Consider the following 23,305-nt stretch of genomic DNA (forward strand, 5'->3'; position numbering starts at 1 on the left):
CCCCCGCCGGCCTTCCGATGCGAGGCTTCGGAGGGGGCGGCCCCTTTGCCGCGCTTCGGCATCCTCACGGGCGGCGGCTGTTTTCACGGCCGCGCCCGGTCCTCCGCGTCCTGCTGTTCCGAGCGTCAAAAAATGCGAATGCCGCTGCAATACCGTCGCATGCTGAGCCTGGCTGGCATGGTGCTCGTCATGGCCGCGATCTTCGTGGCCGACACGCTCACCGAGTACGCGGTGGCGGTGGCGGTCTTCTATTCGGTGGTGATCCTGGCGGCGGTGAGCCTGCTCACGGCGCGCGCGGCGATCGCGCTGGCCTGCGTCTGCATCGCGCTCACGGTGGTGAGCTTCTACCTGACGCCCGCCGGCCTCTACAAGGTCGGCCTGATCAACTCCGGCATCAGCATCGTCGCCATCTCGATCACGACCTGGCTCGCGCTCAAGACCGAGGCCGCGCAGGCCGCGGCGCACGATGCGCAGGCCCGGCTGCTGCGCATCGCGCGCGTCACGAGCCTGGGCGGGCTGACGGCCTCGATCGCCCACGAGGTCAACCAGCCGCTGGCCGCCATCGTCACCAGCGGCAACGCCGGCCAGCGCTGGCTGGCGCAGGACCCGCCCAACGTGGAGAAGGCGCTGCAGGCCCTCGACCGGATCCTGAGCGATGCCCACCGCGCGAGCGACATCATCGACCGCGTGCGCAGCCTGACCAAGGGCGAGAAGCCGCGCAAGAGCGCCTTCGACCTGCCGCAGGCCGTGCGCGAGATCGTTTCGCTGTCGCGCGGGGAGATCGAGCGGCACGGCATCGCGCTGGAAGCCCACATCGACGACATGCTGCCTGCGGTGCTGGCGGACCGGGTGCAGATTCAGCAGGTGATCGGCAACATGCTGTTGAACGCCATCGAGGCGGTGGCGTCGGGCCCGGCCCATCGCAAGAACATCCGGATCTCGACCTCGCTCACGGATGGCGGCGGCGTGCTCTTCTGCATCGAGGACGCGGGCTGCGGCCTGAGCCCCGAGGCGCTCGACCATCTGTTCGACGCCTTCTGGACCACCAAGGAAGGCGGCATCGGGCTCGGCCTGAGCATCAGCCGGACCATCGTCGAAGCCAACGGCGGGAAGATCTGGGCCGAGCCGAACGCGAGCGGCGGCGCGACCTTCCGCTTCAGTGTGCCCATCGCCAAAGGGAAGACCACATGAACAAGGAAATGGAAGCGTCGTCGGTGGACCGCTCGACGCCGCCCATCGTCTACGTGATCGACGACGACCATTCGGTGCGCGCCGCGCTCGACGACCTGTTCGCCTCGGTCGGGCTGCAGGTCCGCTCCTTCGGCTCGGCCCGCGAGTTTCTCGCGCATCCGCCGGACGATGCGCCCGGCTGCCTGGTGCTCGACATCCGCATGCCGGGCCAGAGCGGGCTGGACTTCCATCGCCAGATGGGCGACCTGGGCATCCGGCTGCCCACCGTCTTCATCACCGGCCACGGCGACATCGCGATGAGCGTGGAAGCGATGAAGAACGGCGCCATCGAGTTCCTGACCAAGCCCTTCCGCGACCAGGACCTGCTCGACGCGATCCAGCACGGCATCGAGAAGGACCGGGCGCGGCGCGCGAGCGAGGCGGTGGTGTCCGAACTCAAGCTGCGCTGGGCCTCGCTGAGCGCGGGCGAGCAGGAGGTCACGCGGCTGGTCATCCAGGGCCTGCTTAACAAGCAGATCGCGGCCAGCCTCAACCTCAGCGAGATCACGGTGAAAGTGCGGCGCGGCCAGGCGATGCGCAAGATGCAGGCCGCCTCGCTGATCGAGCTGGTGCGGCTGATCGAGAAGGCCGGGGTGTAGTCCCCCGGCCCGCGTCGCCGGTCAGTAGCCGTTGGCCGCGCCCGAGCGCCGATTGTCGGCCGCGCCGGTGTAGACCGGGCGCCCCTGGGCATCGCGCGTCACGGCGATGCCGCTGATGCCGCTCTTCAGGCCGGTGACCTGCAAGGTGCTCGTGGTGTAGCCGAAGCTGCTGCGCAGGTCCGCTGCCAGCGGCGCCAGCGCCGAGCCGCTCTCGATCTCGGCGACGCCGTTCTGGCCGGTGAAGTTGGGCGCGTTGACGGCGGCCTGGATGTCCATCCCGCCGACCACATGGCCCATGAAGGTCTTCACGATGTAGTCGGGGATCGGGCCGCCACCCGCGGAGCCCCAGACCAGGCGCAGGTTGCCCGCGGCATCGAAGGCGATGGCCGGTGCGATCGAGCTGCGCGGCCGCTTGTAGGCCTCGTAGCCGTTCACGTCCGAGCCCGGCGTGCTGGCCGAGAAGTTCGACATCACGTTGTTCATCATCATGCCCGCGGCTTCCAGGTGCGCGCCCCAGTGCGTGTTGATGGTGGTGGTCATCGACAGCGCATTGCCGTAGGCGTCGACGATCGCGACGTTGCTGGTGGTGTTCCAGTCTTCCTCGTGGCGCGGCGTGCCGGCCTTGGCCAGCAGCGTGCGCCCGCGCTTCGACAGCAGCGACGCCATCGTGTCGTAGCCTGCCGGGTCGGTGGCCGCGAAGGCGCCGACGTTGCCCACCGGCACCGTGCCCAGGGCCGTGCCGTCGATCAGGCCGGCGCGCAGGTCGAGCGCGGCATCGGACAGCAGCGTGGCCACGCGCGCGTTGACGTTCGAGTAGGCCGGGTCGCCGAGCACCGTGCGGCGGTCAATGTTGGCCAGCCGGCTGGCCTCGGCCGCGGTGTAGACGAAGCGCGGCGAGTTGAAGGCCTCGTCCTGGATCTTCTTGCGCTCCAGCAGGCCCAGCGAGTAGAGCGTGACGAAGCCGCCGAAGGAGGGCGCGGGCTGGGTGTAGATCGTGGTGCCGAAGCGCGTGCCGACCAGCGGCTTGCGCTCTACCGCGTGGTAGCTGGCGAAGTCGGCGGCGCTCATCAGGCTCGGGATCGAGGCGATGGTGCTGGCCACGCTGGGCTTGGCCGCGGTGCCGGCCACGGGCAGGATCGACGCGCAGGGCAGGCTGCCGGTGGTGGTGCGCTGCACGATGGCCTGCACCGTCGGCTGGGCCGGGTCGTAGAAGGCCGCGGCGCCGCCGTCGCGCACGCGCTTCATGGTGGCGGCCAGTTCGTTGTTGGTGATCAGCGTGCCGATGGGCAACGGGCGCTGGCCGCTGCCGTCGCCCGGGTCGCAGTAGCGCTTCTGGATGTCGGGGTATCTGCAGCGCGCCGCACCCTTGGCGGTGCCGGCCGAATTGACCCAGGCGGCCACGCCGGTGCCCGCGTCGACCGGGTTGCCGTCGTCGTCGAACTCCGCGCTGTCGGCATAGAGCGTGGAGTACATGTACTTCGTCATCGGGAAGCCGTGCTCGGCCAGCGCGATGGCGTCGTCCCACAGCGTGTTCCAGGGCGCCTTGCCGTAGGCCTGGTGCACCAGGTCGAGCACCGCCACCGTGCCCGGAATGCCTACCGCGCGGGCCGAGATGTTGGTGTTGCCCTGCTGCGAGGAGATCGACGCGCCGGCGTTGAGGCCCGACTTGCAGGTGTTGAAGGGCGCGAGGTTCGACGCGTCCTGCGCGACCGCCTGGTAGACCGTGGTCGCGCCGCCGGTGGTGCCGGGCGCGGCCGAGAAGCCGTCGAAGGTGCGGACCTTGCGGCTGGCCGCGTCGTAGTAGGTGATCACGGTGCCGCCGCCGAGGCCGGAGGCGAAGGGTTCGGCCGTACCCAGCACGGCCTGCACCGCGATGGCGGCGTCGATGGCGGTGCCGCCCGTGGCGAGCACCTTGCAGCCGGCCTTCGAGGCCTCGTAGTGCGCCGAGCTCACCATCAGGGTGGTGCCGGCGATGCCGGCGGTCTGGCCGTGCGGCGCGCCGGCCTGCTGGGTGCACAGCGCGGGGTCGAAGCGCACGCCGCTCGTGGGCTGCTCGGGCACGGTCGGTGCGACCGGGTCCACCGGGGCCGGAGAGGGCTGGATGGGATCGAAGGAACCGTGCGAACCGCCACCGCAGGCGGCCAGGGTCGCGGCCAGCGCGACGGGAAGAAGTCTCGAAAAGGGCATCGTGAAAAAAAGAAAAGCCGACCCATGTCGGCGTTTCGATCATCACGCAAGTCGCGTGCCGGGCGCATCGGGATGCACCCTGGGCCGCGACCTCTTGCGCTCTCTTCCGGGCTCAGCGCAGCCCGCCGCCCTCGGCGTTCTCGGCCCGCTGGATGAGTTCGATCTTGTACCCGTCCGGGTCCGTCACGAAAGCGATCACCGTGCTGCCGCCCTTGACCGGGCCGGCCTCGCGCGTGACGTTGCCGCCGGCGGCCTTGATCTTGTCGCAGGCCGCGTAGGCGTCGGGCACGCCCAGCGCGATGTGGCCGTAGGCGGTGCCCAGCTCGTAGCTTTCGGTGCCCCAGTTGTAGGTCAGCTCGATCTCGGCCTGGGCCGGGTTGCCTTCGTAGCCGACGAAGGCCAGGCTGTACTTGTACTCGGGGTTCTCCGAGGTGCGCAGCAGTTGCATGCCCAGCACCTGGGTGTAGAAGTCGATCGAGCGTTGCAGGTTGCCGACGCGCAGCATGGTGTGGAGAAGTCGCATCTCGTGGGTTCGCAGTTTTTGGGAATCCCCGATTGTGCGACGCCTTCCGAATCAGCGCGCGTCGAAGGCCTCTCCGGGCGTGAGCGGCGCATGGCGGTAGGTGGCGGGCGTGCGGCCCAGCTTCACCGGTGCGCCAATGCCGCGGTAGCCGCCCGGCATCTCGACCACCATTTCTCGGTGCGCGGTGTGCGGATGCGCGAGCGCTGCATCCACCGGCAGCACCGGCGCGGCCGGTACGCCCGCCGCCATCAGCGTCTCGACCAGCGCATGGCCGTCGAAGGCCTGCATCGCGGCTTCGAGCGCGGGCTTGAGCAAGGCACGGTTCACCGAGCGCGCGCCGGCGGTGGCGTAGCGCGGGTCGGCGACGAGTTCGGGCAGGCTGATGCAGCGACAGAAGTTCGCGAACTGGCCGTCGTTGCCCACCGCCACGAACACCGGCTCGGTGCCGGTCGCGAGCGCGTCGTAGGGGTAGATGTTGGGGTGCGCGTTGCCGGTGCGCCGCGGCGCCTTGCCGTCGACGAACCAGTTGGCCGCGTGCGGGTGCAGCAGCGACAGGCCGCTGTCGTAGAGCGCGGCCTCGACGAACTGGCCGCGGCCGCTGCGCGTGCGCTCCTGCAGCGCCAGCAGCACGCCGATCACCGCGTTGAGGCCGGTCACCATGTCGACCACCGGCAGGCCCACGCGCAGCGGGCCGCCGTCGGCCTCGCCGTTGATGCTCATGATGCCGGTCATGGCCTGCACCGCGGCGTCGTAGCCGGGCAGGGCGCCCAGCGGGCCGTCGGCGCCGAAGCCCGAGACGCGGCACCACACCAGCCGCGGGAAGCGCTGCGACAGCGTCTCGTAGCCGATGCCCCAGCGCTCCATGGTGCCGGTCTTGAAGTTCTCGATCAGCACGTCGGCCTCGGCCACCAGCGCGAGCAGCGCCTCGCGGCCCTCGGCGCTGCCCAGGTCGAGGTGCAGGGTGCGCTTGTTGCGGTTGAGCCCGTGGTAGTACGAGGCCACGCCGTCCTTGAAGGGCGGGCCCCAGGTGCGCGTGTCGTCGCCCTGCGGCGGCTCGACCTTGAGCACGTCGGCGCCGTGGTCGCCGAGGATCTGGCCGCAGTAGGGCCCGCCGAGGATGCGCGAGATGTCGAGCACGCGCACGCCCGCGAGGGCGCCGGTGGAGGCTGGGGAGGTCATCGGGGTCCTTGGACGAGGGAGGTGGGGGCTCAGGCGCTCGTGGTGCGCTCGGCCAGCTTGAAGGTGCCGGTGGCCAGCGCCATCAGCGTGCCCTGCGCGTCGTGCACTTCGCCGCGCACGAAGCACAGCGAGCGGCCGCGCCGTTCGCAGACCGCCGAGGCCACGACCTCGCCGCTGGCCGTCGCGACGAAATGCAGCGTCATGTCGACCGTCAGCACGCCGAAGCGCACCGGGTCGTGGGCGCGCGCCGCGCTGGCCAGCGTGCAGTCGAGCAGCACGGCGAGTGCGCCGCCGTGCACGTCGCCGCGGCTGTTGGTGTGCAGCGCGTGGAAGGGCATGCGCACACGGGCCCGGTCGTCGCCGATGGCTTCGCCGCGCAGGCCGAACACCTGCACCATCGGCATCGGCAGGCCGAAGAGGTGGTCTGCCGGCTCGTCGTGGAAGGGCGTGCTCATCGGCCCTCCACCACGCCGGCCGTGTACAGCGCTTCGACCTGCGCCGGTTCCAGTGCCGCCCATTGGTTCAGTACCTCGCGCGTGTGCTGGCCCAGCTGCGGCGGCGCGCGGTAGTCCACCGGGCTGTCGCTCATGTTGAGCGTGCTGCGCAGGATCGGGATGCGCTGGCCGCTGGCATGGTCGACCTCCACCGTCATCTTGCGCAGCCGCACCTGCGGGTCGTCGAAGACCTGGTCCATGGTGTTGATGCGCGTGGTCGGCACCTGCGCCGCCTCGAGCAGCGGCAGCCAGTGCTCGGTGGGGTGGGCGGCGAGCAGCGGTTCGATCTCGGCATGCAGTGCGACCCGCGAGATCACCCGCTGGCCGTTGGTCGCGAACAGCGGATGCGTGGCCAGCTCGGGCCGGCCCAGCGCGTTGCAAAGGTGGACGAACTGCCGGTCGTTGCCCGCGGCCACCACCAGCCAGCCGTTGGCGGTCTTGAACACGCCCGAGGGCGCGGCGATCGGGTTGTTGTTGCCTTGGCGCGTGGGCACCGCGCCATTGAGCAAAAAGCCCTGCGCCAGGTGCACGTTGAAGCCGATGCTGGCGTCGAGCATGGCCGCGTCGATGAACTGGCCGCGCCCGGTGATGCCGCGCTGGATCAGCGCGCCCAGCACCGCCACGCTGGCCTGGTAGCCGGTGACCAGGTCGGTGGCCGGGATCGCGGTGCGCATCGGCGCCGCGCCGGGCGTGCCGTCGGGCATGCCGCAGGTGCTCATCATGCCGGTCATGGCCTGCATCACGAAGTCGTAGGCGGGGCGGGTGGCGTAGGGGCCGTCCTGGCCGAAGCCGGTGACGGAGCAGTAGACCAGCCGCGGGTTGATGGCCTTCAGGCTGTCCCAGTCGAGGCCGTAGCGGCGCAGGGTGCCGGCCTTGAAGTTCTCGACCAGCACGTCGCAGTCGCGCACCAGCGTGCGCACCAGCTCGGCGCCCGCGGGCTTGGCGAAGTCGATCGCGATCGAGCGCTTGTTGCGGTTGCAGGCCAGGAAGAAGTTCGAATCGCGGCCCTGGCCGGGCTGCTGCGGTTCCAGCGCCACGCCGAGTTCGCGCGCGTCGTCGCCGCGGCCGGGGCTCTCGACCTTGACGACGTCGGCGCCCATGTCGCCCAGCAGCTGCGCGCACCAGGGGCCGGCGAGCACGCGGCTCAGGTCGAGCACGCGCAGGCCGTCGAGCGCGCGGCCGGGTGGGGGGGTGACGGTGGTGTTCATTCGATCAATCCCTTGGCGCGCAGCCGTGCCACGCGTTCCTTCTCGCGGGCCGAGGTCGCCAGTGCGTACCGGCGATAGTCCTCTGAGCCCAGGTAGTTGATCGGCTGGTTCAGCTGGTCGAGCACGCGCTGGCCGGCCACGGATTCGAGCGCCTTCTTGAAGGCGTCGTGCACGACCTTGACGCGTGCCGGCTCCATGCCGGCCGGGCCGGCGATGCCGTAGGGCGAGTCGATCACGGCGTCGATGCCCAGCTCCTTGAGCGTGGGCACTTGCGGGTAGCGCTTCACGCGCTGGGGCGTGAGCATCACGAGGTAACGCATCTTGCCTGCGTCGATGTGCGGCACGGCCACGCCCGACAGGGGCGCGGCGTCGATGTGGCCGCCGAGGATGGCGTTGGTCACTTCGGCATCTCCTTTGAACGGAATCATGTTGAACTGCAGCCTGGCGGCTTCGCCCACTTCGTCCATCACGATGCGCGGCGTGCCGACCGCGCCGGTCGCGCCGATGTTGATCTTGCCGGGTCGCCTGGCCGCATCGGCCGCCAGGTCCTTCCAGCTCTTCCAGGGTGCATCGGCCTTGACCGCCAGGCCGAAGGCATAGTCGGACAGCAGGATCACGTACGAGAAGCTGCTGGCCGGATCGAAGGGTACCTTGTTGATGAAGGGTTCGCGGTAGACCGAGGCCGGCAGCACGCCCAGCGTGTAGCCGTCGGGCGCGGCGCGCGTGAGCATCGCGGCGGCGTTGGTGCCGCTGGCGCCGGGCCGGTTGTCCAGCACGATGGGCTGGCCCAGCGCCTTGCCGGCTTCCTCGGCCACGGCCCGCAGGTGCTGGTCGGTCGGGCCGCCCGCGCCATAGGGCACGACCAGCGTGATCGGGCGCTGCGGATAGGCCTGGCCCCAGGACGCGGCGGCGGCGAGGCACAGTGCGGCGAGGGTCAGGGCGTGGCGATGGCGGGCGATGAATTGCATGGTTCGTCTCTTGTTTTTTGGGGAGGGCGCGCGTCAGTCCAGCTGCGCGCCGGACTTCTTCACGATGTCCTTCCACTTGTCGCGCTCCGACACGATGAAGCGGCCGAGCTGGGCGGGCGAGTTGTCGCGCGCGGCCTCCAGGCCCTGCGAGGCGAAGAGCTGCTTGACCTTGGGCGTGTCGAGCACCTCGACGAAGGCGTGGTTGAGCTTGGCGATGCGATCGGGCGGCGTGCCGGCCGGCGCGACGATGCCGAAGAACACGCTGACGTCGTAGCCGGCCACGCCCTGTTCGGCGACGGTCGGCAGTTCGGGCAGGGCCTGCGAGCGCGCGGCCGTGGTGATGCCCAGCGCGCGCAGCTTGTCGGTCTTGACGTAGGGCAGGGCGGTGAGCACGTCGGTGAAGCTCATGCTCACCTGGCCGCCCAGCAGGTCGTTGAGCGCCGGGCCCGTGCCCTTGTACGGGATGTGCTGCAGGTCGATGCCGGCGGTGGCGTTGAACAGCACGCCGGCCAGGTGCGAGGACGCGCCGTTGCCCGACGAGGCATAGCTGAGCTTGCCCGGGTTGGCCTTGGCGTAGGCGATCAGCTCCTTGACGTTCTTCACCGGCAGCGCGGGATTCACCACCAGGATGTTCGGCAGGTAGCCGACCTGGATCACGGGCGCGAAGCTCTTCACCGGGTCGTAGCCCGGCTTGCGGTAGAGGCTCACGTTGATCGCCAGCGGGCCCGAGGTGCCGAACAGCAGCGTCTGGCCGTCGGGCGTGGCGCGCGCCACGTAGTCGGCGCCGATGTTGCCGCCCGCGCCGGCGCGGTTCTCCACGATCATCGGCTGGCCCAGCCGGTCCTTCATCTCGGCCGCCAGCGTGCGCGCCATCGCATCGGTCGGGCCGCCGGGCGGGAAGGGGATCACCAGCGTGATCGGCTTGTCGGGGAAGCTGTCGGCGTGGGCCGCGGGCAGCAGGGGAAGCGTCGCGATGCCGGCGAGCACGAGGGTGGCGAGAAGTCGCATGGGTGTTGTCTCCGTTGTCTGTTCTGGATGGAATGGCTCAGGCGGCTTGCCAGTCGGCCGGCACCTGCGGCGCGGCCAGCGGGTCGCGCGGCAGCACGCGGTGCAGCAGCACCGACTGGGCCCAGCCCACGCGTTGGGCCGAGCCGCCGCGCGCGCCTTCCCAGGCCATCGCGATCGCGCTGACCACGTGGTAGAGGGCCGAGGCGGCCTGGCGCGCGAGCCGGTCGCCGCCGTCCTCGGCCGCGAGCAGCGTGAGGCGGGCCGCGCGCTCCAGCGCCTCGCGCAGCGCCGCGGCGAAGGCGGGCGCCAGCGGGGCGTCGTCGACCAGTGCCGAGAAATGCGCCTGCAGCACCGGCAGCGAACCCTCGCGCTTGACCGCGCGCAGCACGTCGAGCGCGACGATGTTGCTGGTGCCTTCCCAGATCGAGCCCAGGTGCGCATCGCGCAGCAGCCGCGGGTCGCTCCATTCCTCGATGTAGCCGCAGCCGCCGCGCACTTCCATCGCATCGCCCGTGACCTTGCGCGCATCGCGGCAGGCGCGGAACTTGATCAGCGGCGTGAGGATGCGCAGCAGCGGGTAGGCGCCGGCGTCGCCGCCGTCGGAGCGCGCCAGCGCCTGCGCGGTCTGGAACACCATGCTGCGCGCCTGCTCGGCGGGCAGCCGCAGCTTATCCAGCTGGCGCTGCATCAGCGGCATGTCTTCCAGCCGCTGGCCGAAGGCGCGGCGCTCGTGCGCGATGTACTCGGCCTCGGCCACCGCGCGGCGCATCAGGCCGGCCGCGCGCACGCCGTTCGACAGCCGCGAGTTGTTCACCATGTCGGCCATCTGCACGAAGCCGCGGCCCTGCTCGCCCACCAGGTAGGCCAGCGCGCCTTCCAGCCGGATCTCGCCGCTGGCCATCGAGCGCGTGCCTAGCTTGTCCTTGAGCCGCAGGATGCGGTAGCGGTTGGCGCTGCCGTCCTCGAGCCGGCGCGGCAGCAGGAACAGCGACACGCCCTTGAGGCCGGGCGCGCCGCCGTCGACGCGGGCCAGCACCATCGCGAAATCGGCGTCGGGGTTGGAGCAGAACCACTTGTCGCCCGTCAGCCGCCATTGGCCTTCGCCGTCCTGGTGTGCGCGCGTCTCGGTGGCGGCGATGTCGGAGCCGGCGGCCTGCTCGGTCATGAACATCGCGCCCTGCGCCAAGGTGTCGAAATCGAGCGACTGGAAGCGCGGCATGAAGCGTTCGACCAGTTCGGGGCTGCCGAACTTCTTCAGGGTGCGGGCCAGCGAATCGGTCATCGAGACCGGGCAGCACAGGCCGAACTCGGCCTGCACGAAGAGATAGGTCAGCACGTACTTGACCAGCGGCGGCATGCGGCCTTGCCAGCCCAGCGTCTCGTCGCGGTGCGACATGGCGGCCAGGCCGAACTCGCTCAGCGCGAGCCGTTCCATCTCGACGTAGGCCGGGTGCTTGTGCACCTGCGGATCGTCGATGCCGGTGCGGGTGCGCAGGGTGAGCGTGGGCGGGTTCTGGTCGGCGATGTGCGCGAGTTCGTCGAGCCGGCCGCCGGCCAAGGCGCCAAGCCGCTCGAAGTGCGGGCGCATGTGGGCCAGCAGGTCGGCCGGCAGGTAGAGCGCCAGCAGGCGGTGCAGCTCGGTGTCGTGGTCGAACAGGCTCCGGCCATGACGGTCGGGCACGGGATGGGCGGCAATCTCGCCGACGGATGCGGCAGCTTGGCTCGGCATGGGCTTGTCTCCTGGTTCGCCCGCATTCTTCGGTGGCCGATGATTCTTGTCTAATATCGATTTGGTCTTGATCTATCCGATCTGCCTATCGTCGAAAGGACGCCCCCATGGAGCTGCGCCACCTGCGCTATTTCGTCGTGCTGGCCGAGGAGCTGCACTTCGGCCGCGCGGCGCGGCGGCTCGCGATCTCGCAGCCGCCGCTGAGCGTGGCCATCCGCCAGCTCGAGGAGTCGGTCGGCGCGCAGCTGTTCGAGCGCAACAGCAAGGCGGTGCGCCTCACGGCCGCCGGCCAGACGCTGCAGGCCTCGGCGCGTACGTTGCTGCGCGACGCCGAGGAGGCGGCGACCGAGGCGCGCCAGGTGGCACAGGGCTCGGCCGGGCGGCTGCGCATCGGCTTCGTCGGCGCCATGCTCTACCGCGGCCTGCCGCAGGCGCTGACGCGCTTCCAGGCCGCGCATCCGGCGGTGCGCGTGAGCCTGGTGGAGCTCAATTCCGGCGAGCAGATGACCGAGCTGCTGCAGGACCGCATGGACGTGGGCTTCGTCCACACCGGCCGCGTGCCGGCCGAGCTGCAGGCGCGGCTGCTGGTGTCCGAACCCTTCGTCGCCTGCCTGCCGGCCGTCCACCGGCTGGCGCGCAAGCGCGCGGTGGCACTGGCCGACCTGCGCGGCGAACCCTTCGTGCTGTTCTCGCGCAGCGCCTCGCCCGACTACCACGCGCGCATCCTCGCGATCTGCGCCGAGGCCGGCTTCTGGCCCGAGGTGCGGCAGGAGGTGCGGCACTGGCTGGCCGTGGTGTCGATGGTCTCGCAGGGCCTGGGCGTGGCGCTGGTGCCCGACGCGATGCGCCATTCGGCGCTCAAGGGCGCGGTGTTCCGGCCGCTCGAGGAGGCCACGCCGCCCTCGGAGGCCTACGGCGTCTGGCCCGCAGGCTCGCCCAACGTGCTGGTGCCGCGGCTGCTCGATGCGGTGGTGCGCAGCCTGGGGCCGCGCGCGGCGACGGCCTGATTGCAATTCGCCGCGCCGGCCCTAGATGGAAAGGTACAGAGGAAGAAAATGACCGACACCCTGCACATCGTCTGCCCGCACTGCCACACCACCAACCGCGTGCGCACCGACCAGCTCGGTAGCGCACCCGACTGCGGCAGCTGCCACCAGCATCTGTTCGCGGGCCGCTCGGTGGCCCTGAACGAATCCGCCTTCGACCGCCACATCGCACGCAACGAGATCCCGGTGCTGGTCGACTTCTGGGCGCCGTGGTGCGGTCCTTGCCGCCAGATGGCGCCGGGCTTCGAAGCCGCGGCGGCGAGGCTGGAGCCGCGCGTGCGCCTGGCCAAGGTCGACACCGAGGCCGTGCCCGCGCTGGGCGCGCGCTTCAACATCCGCAGCATCCCCACGCTGGCGCTGTTCAAGGGCGGCCGCGAGATCGCGCGGCAGGCCGGCGCCATGGGGAGCGCCGACATCGTGCGCTGGGCCGAGGCGCAGCTGCGCTGATCAGCGCCGGACCTTCTCCAGCACCCGCGTCAGCTTGTTGGCGATGCGCTGGGGCAGGGTCCAGCCGTTGAGCCGGGCCATCCGCGGCGAGCGCCAGCGGGCGAACTCCGCTTCGGCCGAGCCACCCGGGTCGGCGTTGCGGATCAGGGCCAGCAGCGCATCGGCGTAGTAGGGGAAGATCCGCTCGGGGCTGAAATGGGTTTGCCAGGCCCGGTGCGCGGCCTCGCCCATGGCCAGGTAGTCGGCCGCCCGGGCCTCGAGCCGTTGCTGCAGCGACGGCAACTCGGCCTCGGGGACCTGGACCGACAGGCTGCGCCAGTCCGGCCCCGGCGGCTCGACGAAGCCGTCGGCCAGGATCGCCGGCGCCACGCCCAGCGCCATGCTCTCGAACACCCGCATCGACGCCGGGGCCCAGCCGCCCGGGCACAGCGAGAACTTGCCCGAGCGCAGCAGCTCGACATAGCGCCGCTTCTCGTCTGGTCCGTGGTTGAGCCAGCTCTCGGTGGACTCGACCTTGAACGCCGGCGAGCGGCCGCAGACCTCGAGCAGGCCCTGGCGCAGCTTGCGGTTCGACTTGGGGTTGCCGCGCCAGGTGGCCAGCAGCGTGGCCGGCGGTCGCGGCGTGCCGGCCTGGGCCGCCACCTCCTCGTTGGGCTGGGCGACGAAGGGGATGGCCGCATGCAGCGTCGGATCGAAGCGGCTGCGCTGCAGGCAGGTGTAGAGGCCGCGCAGCAGGCCGGCCGCGGCGTCGTCCTCGTTGAGCGTGTAGACCTTGTGCGGGAAGCGCCCCACGACCGGATCGGCCGCCAGCATGTCGATGTAGCGCCACTCGCGGAAGGCCCAGGGCTCGTGCAGGATCAGCGCGTCGGCCTCCTCGATTTCGCCGACTTCGACGACGCCGGGGCGGGTCAGCAGTTCGGCGCGCAGCGCGTCGAGACGTTGGGGGTCGGCGCTGGCCAGCGGTGTGTCGGCGGGCGTGAGAAAGCAAAGCTTCATGCGGCGATACCTGGAAGAAGGCACCGGACCCGGCGCTGCACCGCAATATAAGGTCAGGGGTCGCCGACCCCGCGTATTGGCCGAAAGTTTGAGCTTTTGACCTACATCCAGCGCGTCAGCCGGCCGTTGTGCATGGTGCCGATGCGATCCGCCATCACCCGCGCTTCCTGCTCGTTGTGCGTGACCAGCACCGCGGTCTGGCCGGCCTGGCGCAGGATGTCGCGCACCTCGGCCGTGAGCCGCTCGCGCGTCGCGCCGTCGAGGTTGGAGAAGGGCTCGTCGAGCAGCAGCAGCGCGGGCGCGGGCGCGAGCGCGCGGGCCAGCGCGATGCGCTGCTGCTGGCCGCCCGACAGCTCGTGCGGAAAGCGCGCGCCGGCCTCGGCCAGGCCGACCAGCGTCAGCATCTCCCGCACCCGCGCCGTGCGTTCGGCCACGGCCGCGCGCGGCATGCCGAAGCCCACGTTCTGTGCGGCCGTGAGGTGCGGGAACAGCGCGTACTCCTGGAACATCATGCCGACGCGCCGCTTCTCGGGCGGCAGGTGGCGCTCGGCCGTCGACAGCAGCACCTCGCCCAGTTCGATGCGGCCCGCGCGCACCGGCTCGAAGCCCGCGATGGCGCGCAGCACCGTGGTCTTGCCGCAGCCCGAGGGGCCGAGCAGGCAGCCGATCCGGCCGGCCTCGAGCGCCAGCGAGAAGCCCTCGACCACCGTGTGCAGGCCGCGCGGGCCCTGGTAGCCGAGTCGCAGGTCGTGGATGTTCAGGGCGGCGGTCATGGGTGGAGATTCTCGGAGAGCGGGGCGCCGGCGTCGGGTGCGCCGCGGAACTGCGTGCGCGCCAGCAGCACCACCGGCAGCAGGCCGGCCACCACGATGGCCAGTGCCGCGATGGCGCCTTCCTCGTAGGTGCCGCGGGCCGCTTCGGCGTAGAGCCAGGTCGCGAGGGTGTCGAAGTTGGCGGGCCGCAGCAGCAGCGTGGCGGGCAGCTCCTTCATCGCGTCGACGAAGACCAGCAGCGCGCTGGCCGCGATGGCCGGTTGCAGCAGCGGCAGGTGCACGCGGCGCAGCGTGCCGCCGGCGTTCTCGCCGAGCAGGCGCGAAGCCTGTTCGAGCGCGGGCGGGATGCGCGCCAGGCCGGATTCGATGCCGCCCACGGGCATGGCCAGGAAGCGGATCACGCAGGCGACCACCAGCACCACGCCCAGCCCCATCAGCGGCAGCCCGGGCAGGCGAAGCCCTTCGGCCAGCTGCGCATCGAAGGCCAGCGCGGGCGTGAGCAGGCCGATGGCCAGCACCGTGCCCGGCAGCGCATAGCCCAGCGTCGCGACCCGCGCCTGCCAGCGCGCGCGGTTGGGCATCGAGCCATGGCTGCGCGCGGTCCAGGCGACCACCAGGCCGGCCGCCACCGCGATCACGGTCACGCCCATGGCCAGCGCCAGCGTGTTGCCCAGGCTGTGCACCAGCCCTTGCGACACGCCCTGGCCCAGCCGCAGGCGCTTGAAGCTTTCCCACACCAGGTAGGCCGCCGGCGCGGCGAAGCCGATCAGCACCGGCAGCGCCGCGGCCGCGGTCGCGGCCCAGGCGGCGGCACCGCGCAGCGCGCGCGGCTGCATCGCGCGCATGCGCTGCGCCGAACCGAAGCGCTGGTGGCGCCGGCCGTGACGTTCGAGCAGCACCAGCAGCACCACCACTAACAGCATCGCGCAGGCGATCTGCGCCGCGCCCGCGAGGTCGGAGCGCGTGATCCAGGTCGTGTAGACGGACACGGTCAAGGTGTTGATGCCCAGGAATTCCGAGGCCCCGATGTCGTTGAGCGTCTCCAGCAGCGCCAGGCTCAGGCCCACCGCCAGTGCCGGCCGCGCGAGCGGCAGCGCCACGCGCCGGAAGGCGCCGAAGCGGCCTTCGCCCAGCGTGCGCGCGGCCTCCATCAGGTGGGCCGGCTGCGTCATGAACATCGCGCGCGCCGTCATGTAGACATAGGGGTAGAGCACGAAGCCCAGCACGAAGATCGCGCCGCCCATCGAGCGCAGGTCGGGCAGGCGGAACTGGCGCGGGCTGTCGTAGCCCAGCAGCCAGCGGATCGCGCCTTGCACCGGGCCGATGGGGTGCAGCAGGTCGAGGTAGGCGAAGGCCACGATGTAGGTCGGCATCGCCAGCGGCAGCAGCAGCGCCCAGTGCAGCACGCGCCGCCCGGGGAAATCGCAGCTGCTCACAAGCCAGGCGCAGCCCGTGCCGATGACCAGCACCACCGTGCCCACCCCCGCCAGCAGCACGGCAGTGTTGAGCGCGGCCTGCGGCAGCACATAGCGCAGCAGGTGCGCCCAATGCGAAAGATCGGCGCCCAGCGCCAGCCAGGCGAGCGTGACCACCGGCGCCAGCACGCCCAGCGCCACCAGCAACGTGGCAGCCCGCCACAGCGGCCCGGCCGCGCGAAGACCTTCAGGACGACGGCCGAAACTCAAACCCAACACACACCGCCCATGAACTGATTTATTGACTTATTCCAGGAACACCGTGGAACCGGCTTCGCCGGGCCACCGGTGTTGCCCCCGGAAGGGGGAAGGGCGACGCGACACGAAGTGCGCAAAGCCCCTCGGGGGAGAGCCAGTGCTTTCGGCTTCGCCGGGCCACTGGTGTTGCCCCCGGAGGGGGGAAGGCGGAAGCGACACGAAGTGCGCGACGCCCTCGGGGGGGAGCCTATTGATCGAATCCGACCTTGTCGACCAGCGCGCTCGCCTGCTTGCGGTACTTCGCGATCTCGGTCAGCGGCAGCGGATCAACCTTCAGCTCGCCGATGGCCTGGCCGATGATCGGGTCGAGCGCCACGCCCTTGCGCACCGGGTACTCGTAGTTGGCCTGCGCGTACAGCGACTGGGCCGATTCCGACACCAGGAACTCGAGCAGCTTGACCGCATTGGCGCGCTGCGGCGCGTTCTTCGCCACCGAGGCGCCGCTGATGTTGACGTGCGTGCCGCCGCTCTTGGCGTTGGCGAAGGTCGGGCGGATCACCTGGATCGCATCGCCCCACTTGCGCGCATCGCTGCCTTCCTTCGAGGCCTTCATCTGGCCCACGTAGTAGGAGTTGGCCAGGCCGATGTCGCAGATGCCGCCCAGAATGTCGCGCGCCACATCGCGGTCGCCGCCGGTGGCCTTGCGTGCCAGGTTGGCCTTCACGCCGCGCAGCCACTGCTCGGTCTTGGCTTCGCCGTCGTGCGCGATCAGCGAGGCGATCAGCGCGGTGTTGTAGGGGTGCTGGCCGGCGCGGATGCAGACCTTGCCCTTCCACTTGGGATCGGCCAGGTCTTCGTAGCGGAAGCTGTTGATCTTCATCGCCTTGTCGGCGTACAGCACGCGGGCGCGCATCGACAGGCCGAACCACTGGCCGTCGGCGCCGCGCAGGTTGGCCGGGATCGCGGATTCGAGCACGGCCGACTTCACCGGCTGCGTCACGCCGCCTTCGACCAGGTCGAGCAGGTTGCCCGCATCCACCGTCATCAGCACGTCGGCCGGCGAGCGCGCGCCCTCGGCCTTGACGCGCTCGAGCAGGCCGTCCTTCACGAACACCGTATTGACCTGGATCTTGGTGGTCGCCGTGAAGGCCGACAGCAGCGGCTGGATCAGGCCGGGCTCGCGCGTGGTGTAGAGCGTGAGCGACTCGGCGGCCTGGGCCGGCAGCGCGGCTGCGGCGAGGCAGGCGATGGAAACGAGGGAGCTCAGGGCACGCAAGGGGCTGCGGCCGGTCGCGCGCAGGCGGTCGGTCATGAAGGGGTTCTCCTGGGTGGACGTCGAGGGGGCTGCCGGATGGCGGCCGCGGCCTCATCGGGCGGTGCCGATGCGAATCATTATCAAGTTCACCGACCGGGAGGCCGGCGATTGGACCTACAAGGCTGCGGCCTATTCCGCCCGCAGGAGAAGGGGAAAAGGGTTTTCCCTTGGCCCATGTTCTGCATTGCAGTCCTGAACTGAGTCGATCGGCCCATTCTGCAGACTGAAGAACTGCTCGGCGGAATAAGATTCCGCAAAATCGCAGTACCTGAAGTGCGCAGCCAAGACGGAGACACCATGCCAGCCCTTGCCCATTCCGGCGCCGCGCCCACGCGCCTGCACCAGCTGATCGACCCCTGGGTCGCCGCCCGGCCCGACGCCCTGGCCGTGGCCGATGCCCATGTGTCGCTCGACTACGCGCGACTGCACGCGGTGACCGTGGCCGCGGCGGCCCAGCTCCAGGCGCTGGGCGTGCGGGCCGGCGACCGGGTGCTGATCGTGGGCGAGAACTGCGCGGCCGTCGGCGTCTTCGTGCTCGCGCTGAGCCGGCTCGATGCCTGGGCCAGCGTCATCAACGCCCGGCTGTCGGCGCGCGAGGTCGACGACTTCGTGGTCCATTCGGGCGCGCGCCGCGTGCTCTACACCACCCACGTCTCGCCCGATGCAGAGAAACATGCGCAGCGCCATGGCGCGCAACGCGTCGACTGGCAGGGCCTGGGCCCGCTGCCGGTCGGCCCGCTGGCCGAGGCGGTCGAGGCCGAGCCCTGCCATGCGGCGGCCGAGGACCAGGTCGCGGCGCTGATCTACACCTCCGGCACCTCGGGCGCGCCCAAGGGCGTGATGCTGACCCATGCCAACCTGATGTTCGCGGCCATGGCCTCGGTCCACATCCGCCGCTTCGGGCCCGGCGACCTGATCTACAGCGCGCTGCCCATGGCCCACGTGGTGGGCCTGTCGACCCAGTTCCTGGGCTGCATGGCCAGCGGCTCGGCCGTGCTGCTCGAGCCCCGCTTCTCGCCCGCGGCCATGGCCCGGGCCTTCGCCGACAAGGGCGTGACCGCCTTCACCGGCGTGCCCGCCATGTTCGTCAAATTGCTCGAATGGTCGCGCGACCAGGGCGTGCCGCTGGCGGCGCCCAAGCTGCGCTTCCTCTGCGTGGCGGGCTCGCCGCTCACGCCCGCGCTCAAGGCCGACGTGGAGCAGGTCTTCGGCCTGCAGCTCAACAACGGCTACGGCCTGACCGAGACCGCGCCCACCGTGGCCCAGACCCGCATCGACGTGCGGCGCGACGACTGCGCGGTCGGCGTGCCGCTGCCGGGCGTCAAGACGCGCATCGTCGACGCCACGGGCGCCGAGGTGCCCGATGCACAGATCGGCGAACTGTGGGTGCGCGGGCCCAACCTCATGAAGGGCTACTACCGCAACGCGGCGCAGACGCGTGCGGCGATCAACGCCGAGGGCTGGTTCAACACCGGCGACATGGCGCGGCGCACCGACGACGGCGCGCTGCTGATCGTGGGACGCAGCAAGGAACTGATCATCCGCTCGGGCTTCAACGTCTACCCGGTCGAGGTCGAGCAGGTGCTCAACAGCCATCCGGACGTGGTGCAGTCGGCGGTGGTCGGCCGCACGGTCGAGCACAACGAGGAGGTGGTCGCCTTCATCGAGACGGTGTCGGGCACGGCCTTCGACGAGCCGGCCCTGCGCCTCTACCTGCGCGAGCGGCTCTCGCCCTACAAGCTGCCCACCGAGATCCACTGCCTGGCGCAGCTGCCGACCACGCCCTCCGGAAAGATCCTCAAGACCGCGCTCGAGGCCATCGCGCGCCAGCAGACCGCCGCCTGAGCGCCGCGCTTCCGTTTTTCGCAACTTCACCAGGAGCCTCGCATGGCCCTTCCCGACCTCCTCAAGGACCGGCTGTCCCTGCCGCTGATCGGCTCGCCGCTGTTCATCATCTCGAACCCCGAGCTCGTGCTGGCCCAGTGCCTGGCCGGCGTGGTCGGCTCCTTCCCCGCGCTCAACGCGCGGCCCAAGGAACTGCTCGACGAATGGCTCACGCAGATCACCGGCACGCTGGCCGCGGCCCGCGCGGCCGAGCCGCAGCGGCGCATCGCGCCCTTCGCGGTCAACCAGATCATCCATGCGTCGAACGACCGGCTCGACCACGACATGGCGCTGTGCGTGAAGCACCGGGTGCCGATCGTGATCACCAGCCTCTCGGCGCCCACCGACTACGTGGCACCGATCCATGCCTACGGCGGCCTGGTGTTCCACGACGTGACCAATGTGCGGCATGCGAAGAAGGCGCTCGAGGCCGGCGTCGACGGCCTGATCCTGGTGTGCGCGGGCGCGGGCGGCCACGCCGGCACCATGAGCCCCTTCGCGCTGGTCAGCGAGGTGCGCCAGTTCTTCGACGGCCCGATCGCGCTCTCGGGCTCGATCACCTCCGGTGCGCACGTGGCGGCGGCGCGCGCGATGGGCGCCGACCTGGCCTATGTGGGCACGCGCTTCATCGCCACGCCCGAGGCCAATGCGCAGGAGGGCTACAAGAAGATGATCGTCGACAGCGCCGCGGCCGAGGTCACCTACACGCCGCTGTTCACCGGCGTGCACGGCAACTACCTGGCCCGCAGCATCGCGGCCGCAGGGCTGGACCCGGCGAACCTGCCGACCGCCGACAAGACCTCGATGAACTTCGGCTCGACCCGCATCAAGCCCTGGAAGGACGTCTGGGGCGCGGGGCAGGGCGTGGGCAACATCCGCGAGGTGCTGCCGACGGCGGACCTGATCGCGCGCATGGTGCGGGAGTACCGCTCTGCGCTCAACCACATGGCGGCTTGACATGGTTCTCCCCCAGTCTTCGCGCACTTCGTGTCGCTTCGCCAACCCCCTTCCGGGGGCGACACCTGCGGCCCGGCAAAGCCGGTTCCGCGGTGTCCCTGGTCCTGAGGCATCGCGCTTCTTTCGGAGTCCATGACATGAAGGTCGGAGTACCAGCGGAGACGCTGGCCGGAGAAACACGCGTGGCGGTGACGCCGGAGACCGCGAAGAAGCTGGTGGCGCAGGGCCACGTGGTGATCGTTCAATCGGGCGCGGGCGTGGCGGCCAGCGTGACCGATGCGGCCTATGAAGCCGTCGGTGCGCGCATCGTCGACGCGGCCGAGGCTTTTGGCGCCGAGATCGTGCTCAAGGTGCGTGCGCCGTCTGATGCCGAAGCCGCGCGGCTCAAGCCCGGGGCGGTGGTCATCGGCATGCTCAATCCCTTCGATGCCGCGGGCCTGCAGCGCCTGGCCGCGGCCGGTGCCGTGGGCTTCGCCCTGGAAGCGGCCCCGCGCACCACGCGCGCCCAGAGCATGGACGTGCTCTCCTCCCAGGCCAACATCGCCGGCTACAAGGCCGTGATGATCGCGGCCGACCAGTACCAGCGCTTCTTCCCCATGCTCATGACGGCGGCCGGCACGGTCAAGGCGGCGCGTGTGGTGATCCTGGGTGTCGGCGTGGCCGGCCTGCAGGCCATCGCCACGGCCAAGCGCCTGGGGGCGGTCATCGAAGCCTCCGACGTGCGCCCCAGCGTGAAGGAACAGATCGAATCGCTGGGCGGCAAGTTCATCGAGGTGTCCTACGACACGCCCGAAGAGAAGGAAGCCGCTGTCGGCGTGGGCGGTTATGCCAAGCCCATGCCCGCGAGCTGGCTGGCGCGCCAGCAGGTCGAGGTGGCCAAGCGCGTGGCGCTGGCGGACATCGTGATCAGCACGGCGCTGATCCCGGGCCGCGCGGCCCCGACGCTGATCACCGAAGAGATGGTCAAGTCCATGAAGCCGGGCTCGGTGATCGTGGACATCGCAGCCGGCAAGGGCGCCGATGGCGTGGGCGGCAACTGCCCGCTGTCCGAGGCCGACAAGACCGTGGTCAAGCACGGCGTGACCATTGTGGGCGAGACCAATCTGCCCGCGCGCGTGGCGGCCGATGCGTCGGCGCTGTATGCGCGCAACGTGCTGGACTTCCTCAAGCTGATTTGCCCCAAGGAGGGCGGCCTGAAGATCGACCTCGAGGACGACATCGTGGCGGCCTGCCTGGTCACGCGCGACGGCCAAGTGACGCGCAAGTAAAAGAACAAGGAGCCGACATGGATTCCGTCAACCCGACCGTCATCAACCTGATCATTTTCGTGCTGGCCATCTACGTGGGCTACCACGTGGTGTGGACGGTCACGCCCGCGCTGCACACGCCGCTGATGGCGGTGACCAACGCGATCTCCGCGATCGTGATCGTGGGCGCGATGCTCGCGGCCGCGCTCACCACCACGCCGCTGGGCAAGACCATGGGCGTGCTGGCCGTGGCGCTGGCCGCGGTCAACGTCTTCGGCGGCTTCCTGGTGACCCGGCGCATGCTGGAGATGTTCAGGAAGAAAGAGAAGAAGGCACCGGCTGCCAACAAGCAGGGAGACGCAGCATGAGCATGAGCCTCGTCACGCTGCTGTACCTGGTGGCCAGCGTCTGCTTCATCCAGGCCCTGAAGGGCCTGAGCCACCCCACCACGTCGATCCGCGGCAACATCTTCGGCATGACCGGCATGGCGATCGCCGTGCTGACGACCATCGCGCTGATCCATGGCCAGGCCAAGGCCCTGAACATCGACTTCGGCACCGGCATCGCCTACGTGCTGGTGGCGCTGGTCGTGGGCGGTGGCCTGGGCGCCTACATGGCCAACAAGGTCGAGATGACCAAGATGCCCGAGCTGGTGGCCTTCATGCACAGCATGATCGGCCTGGCGGCCGTGTTCATCGCGGTCGGGGCCGTGGCCGAGCCTTGGGCCTTCGGCATCGCGGTACAGGGCACGCCCATCCCCACGGGCAACCGCCTGGAGCTGTTCCTGGGTGCGGCCATCGGCGCCATCACCTTCAGCGGCTCGGTCATCGCCTTCGGCAAGCTCTCGGGCAAGTACAAGTTCCGCCTGTTCCAGGGCGCGCCGGTGCAGTTCCAGGGCCAGCACATGCTCAACCTGGTGCTGGGCCTCGCGACCGTCGCGCTGGGCCTGGTGTTCGTCTTCACCGAGAGCTGGAGCGCCTTCTTCGCAATGCTCGCGCTGGCCTTCGTGATGGGCGTGCTGATCATCATCCCGATCGGCGGCGCGGACATGCCGGTGGTGGTGTCGATGCTCAACAGCTACTCGGGCTGGGCGGCCGCGGGCATCGGCTTCAGCCTGAACAACGCGATGCTGATCATCGCGGGCAGCCTGGTGGGCAGCTCGGGCGCGATCCTGAGCTACATCATGTGCAAGGCCATGAACCGCAGCTTCTTCAACGTGATCCTGGGCGGCTTCGGCGGCGAGGCGGTCACGGCCGGCGGCGGGGCCAAGGAGCAGCGCCCGGTCAAGAGCGGCAGCGCGGACGATGCGGCCTTCGTGCTCAGCAACGCCGAGACGGTGGTGATCGTGCCCGGCTACGGCCTGGCGGTGGCACGGGCCCAGCATGCGGTCAAGGAACTCGCGCAGAAGCTCACCGACAAGGGCATCACGGTGAAGTACGCGATCCACCCGGTAGCCGGGCGCATGCCGGGGCACATGAACGTGCTCCTGGCCGAGGCGGAGGTGCCCTACGACCAGGTGTTCGAGATGGAGGACATCAACGGCGAGTTCGGGCAGGCGGACGTGGCGATCATCCTGGGGGCGAACGACGTGGTGAACCCTGCGGCGCACACCAAGGGCAGCGCGATCTACGGCATGCCGATCCTGGAGGCCTACAAGGCCAAGACGGTGATCGTGAACAAGCGCAGCATGGCCGCGGGCTATGCGGGCCTGGACAACGAACTCTTCTACATGGACAAGACCATGATGGTCTTCGGCGACGCCAAGAAGGTCGTGGAGGACATGGGCAAGGCGATCGAGTAGGCCGCGCAGACCGCAAAGGCCGATCCACATCAGCACAACGA

Annotated in this window: 21 protein-coding genes; 9 read left to right on the forward strand and 12 right to left on the reverse strand. The window is 70.2% G+C overall.

The features are described 5' to 3' along the window. Positions 1-138: 138 nt before the first annotated feature. Together A9977_RS01915 and A9977_RS01920 are read left to right on the forward strand one after the other, a co-directional pair. A complete protein-coding gene (locus A9977_RS01915) occupies positions 139-1,191 on the forward strand; it encodes a sensor histidine kinase (protein WP_259651759.1) in 1,053 nt (350 codons plus the stop codon). Next, positions 1,188-1,829 (forward strand): response regulator transcription factor, encoded by a 642-nt coding sequence (locus A9977_RS01920; RefSeq protein ID WP_259651760.1) that lies wholly within the window; start codon positions 1,188-1,190, stop codon positions 1,827-1,829. Before A9977_RS01915 ends, A9977_RS01920 begins: the two co-directional genes overlap by 4 nt. A 21-nt stretch (positions 1,830-1,850) precedes the next feature. Here the strand turns inward: A9977_RS01920 and A9977_RS01925 are convergent, their stop codons facing one another. The 8 genes from A9977_RS01925 to A9977_RS01960 all read right to left on the reverse strand — a co-directional run bounded on the left by A9977_RS01925 (position 1,851) and on the right by A9977_RS01960 (position 11,125). Continuing rightward, entirely contained in the window at positions 1,851-4,016 is a 2,166-nt protein-coding gene (locus A9977_RS01925; RefSeq protein WP_183023169.1) for a gamma-glutamyltransferase family protein, read from the reverse strand. A 112-nt stretch (positions 4,017-4,128) separates the two neighbouring features. Further along, the gene (gene gloA / locus A9977_RS01930; protein WP_183023170.1) at positions 4,129-4,539 is read right to left on the reverse strand and encodes a lactoylglutathione lyase; all 411 of its coding nucleotides are present in this window, start codon (positions 4,537-4,539) and stop codon (positions 4,129-4,131) included. A gap of 51 nt (positions 4,540-4,590) precedes the next feature. Next, positions 4,591-5,718 (reverse strand): CaiB/BaiF CoA-transferase family protein, encoded by a 1,128-nt coding sequence (locus tag A9977_RS01935; protein ID WP_183023171.1) that lies wholly within the window; start codon positions 5,716-5,718, stop codon positions 4,591-4,593. Positions 5,719-5,747: 29 nt separating this feature from the next. Continuing rightward, positions 5,748-6,173, reverse strand: coding sequence for a PaaI family thioesterase (locus tag A9977_RS01940; RefSeq protein ID WP_183023172.1), 426 nt, complete (start codon positions 6,171-6,173; stop codon positions 5,748-5,750). Beyond that, positions 6,170-7,420, reverse strand: coding sequence for a CaiB/BaiF CoA-transferase family protein (locus A9977_RS01945; protein ID WP_183023173.1), 1,251 nt, complete (start codon positions 7,418-7,420; stop codon positions 6,170-6,172). Before A9977_RS01945 ends, A9977_RS01940 begins: the two co-directional genes overlap by 4 nt. Continuing rightward, on the reverse strand, positions 7,417-8,388 hold the full coding sequence (locus A9977_RS01950; protein WP_183023174.1) for a tripartite tricarboxylate transporter substrate binding protein: 972 nt from the start codon (positions 8,386-8,388) through the stop codon (positions 7,417-7,419). Before A9977_RS01950 ends, A9977_RS01945 begins: the two co-directional genes overlap by 4 nt. A gap of 33 nt (positions 8,389-8,421) precedes the next feature. Continuing rightward, positions 8,422-9,396: a tripartite tricarboxylate transporter substrate binding protein gene (locus A9977_RS01955; RefSeq protein WP_183023175.1), complete on the reverse strand. Its 975-nt coding sequence runs from the start codon at positions 9,394-9,396 to the stop codon at positions 8,422-8,424. A 37-nt stretch (positions 9,397-9,433) separates the two neighbouring features. Next, entirely contained in the window at positions 9,434-11,125 is a 1,692-nt protein-coding gene (locus tag A9977_RS01960; RefSeq protein ID WP_183023176.1) for an acyl-CoA dehydrogenase family protein, read from the reverse strand. Between the two features lie 107 nt (positions 11,126-11,232). Here A9977_RS01960 and A9977_RS01965 point away from each other — a divergent pair, with 107 nt between their 5' ends. Further along, positions 11,233-12,132 (forward strand): LysR family transcriptional regulator, encoded by a 900-nt coding sequence (locus A9977_RS01965; protein WP_183023177.1) that lies wholly within the window; start codon positions 11,233-11,235, stop codon positions 12,130-12,132. Positions 12,133-12,180: 48 nt separating this feature from the next. After that, positions 12,181-12,618: a thioredoxin TrxC gene (gene trxC / locus A9977_RS01970; RefSeq protein ID WP_183023178.1), complete on the forward strand. Its 438-nt coding sequence runs from the start codon at positions 12,181-12,183 to the stop codon at positions 12,616-12,618. Here trxC and A9977_RS01975 read toward each other — a convergent pair whose 3' ends face one another. The 4 genes from A9977_RS01975 to A9977_RS01990 form a co-directional block, all read right to left on the reverse strand. Then, on the reverse strand, positions 12,619-13,614 hold the full coding sequence (locus A9977_RS01975) for an exostosin family protein (RefSeq protein WP_183023179.1): 996 nt from the start codon (positions 13,612-13,614) through the stop codon (positions 12,619-12,621). 101 nt (positions 13,615-13,715) lie between these two features. Then, positions 13,716-14,387, reverse strand: a complete 672-nt coding sequence (locus A9977_RS01980; protein ID WP_183023180.1) for an ABC transporter ATP-binding protein — start codon at positions 14,385-14,387, stop codon at positions 13,716-13,718. Continuing rightward, positions 14,384-16,072 (reverse strand): iron ABC transporter permease, encoded by a 1,689-nt coding sequence (locus A9977_RS01985; RefSeq protein WP_183023181.1) that lies wholly within the window; start codon positions 16,070-16,072, stop codon positions 14,384-14,386. The genes A9977_RS01980 and A9977_RS01985 overlap by 4 nt, the downstream gene beginning before the upstream one ends. A 235-nt stretch (positions 16,073-16,307) precedes the next feature. Next, positions 16,308-17,372, reverse strand: coding sequence for a Fe(3+) ABC transporter substrate-binding protein (locus A9977_RS01990; RefSeq protein ID WP_183023182.1), 1,065 nt, complete (start codon positions 17,370-17,372; stop codon positions 16,308-16,310). Positions 17,373-17,672: 300 nt separating this feature from the next. Between A9977_RS01990 and A9977_RS01995 the strand changes: the two genes are divergently transcribed. The 5 genes from A9977_RS01995 to A9977_RS02015 all read left to right on the forward strand — a co-directional run bounded on the left by A9977_RS01995 (position 17,673) and on the right by A9977_RS02015 (position 23,264). Next, positions 17,673-19,220 carry a class I adenylate-forming enzyme family protein gene (locus A9977_RS01995; protein ID WP_220811431.1) on the forward strand — a complete coding sequence of 516 codons (1,548 nt, stop codon included), beginning with the start codon at positions 17,673-17,675 and terminating at the stop codon, positions 19,218-19,220. A gap of 42 nt (positions 19,221-19,262) precedes the next feature. Further along, positions 19,263-20,216, forward strand: coding sequence for a nitronate monooxygenase family protein (locus tag A9977_RS02000; RefSeq protein WP_183023183.1), 954 nt, complete (start codon positions 19,263-19,265; stop codon positions 20,214-20,216). Positions 20,217-20,353: 137 nt separating this feature from the next. Then, positions 20,354-21,484, forward strand: coding sequence for a Re/Si-specific NAD(P)(+) transhydrogenase subunit alpha (locus A9977_RS02005; protein ID WP_183023184.1), 1,131 nt, complete (start codon positions 20,354-20,356; stop codon positions 21,482-21,484). A gap of 17 nt (positions 21,485-21,501) precedes the next feature. Next, the gene (locus A9977_RS02010) at positions 21,502-21,831 is read left to right on the forward strand and encodes an NAD(P) transhydrogenase subunit alpha (RefSeq protein ID WP_183023185.1); all 330 of its coding nucleotides are present in this window, start codon (positions 21,502-21,504) and stop codon (positions 21,829-21,831) included. Then, the gene (locus A9977_RS02015; protein WP_183023186.1) at positions 21,828-23,264 is read left to right on the forward strand and encodes an NAD(P)(+) transhydrogenase (Re/Si-specific) subunit beta; all 1,437 of its coding nucleotides are present in this window, start codon (positions 21,828-21,830) and stop codon (positions 23,262-23,264) included. Before A9977_RS02010 ends, A9977_RS02015 begins: the two co-directional genes overlap by 4 nt. The last annotated feature ends 41 nt before the right edge of the window (positions 23,265-23,305 follow it).

It is taken from the genome of Variovorax sp. UMC13, assembly GCF_014170375.1.
Lineage (GTDB): Bacteria > Pseudomonadota > Gammaproteobacteria > Burkholderiales > Burkholderiaceae_C > Variovorax.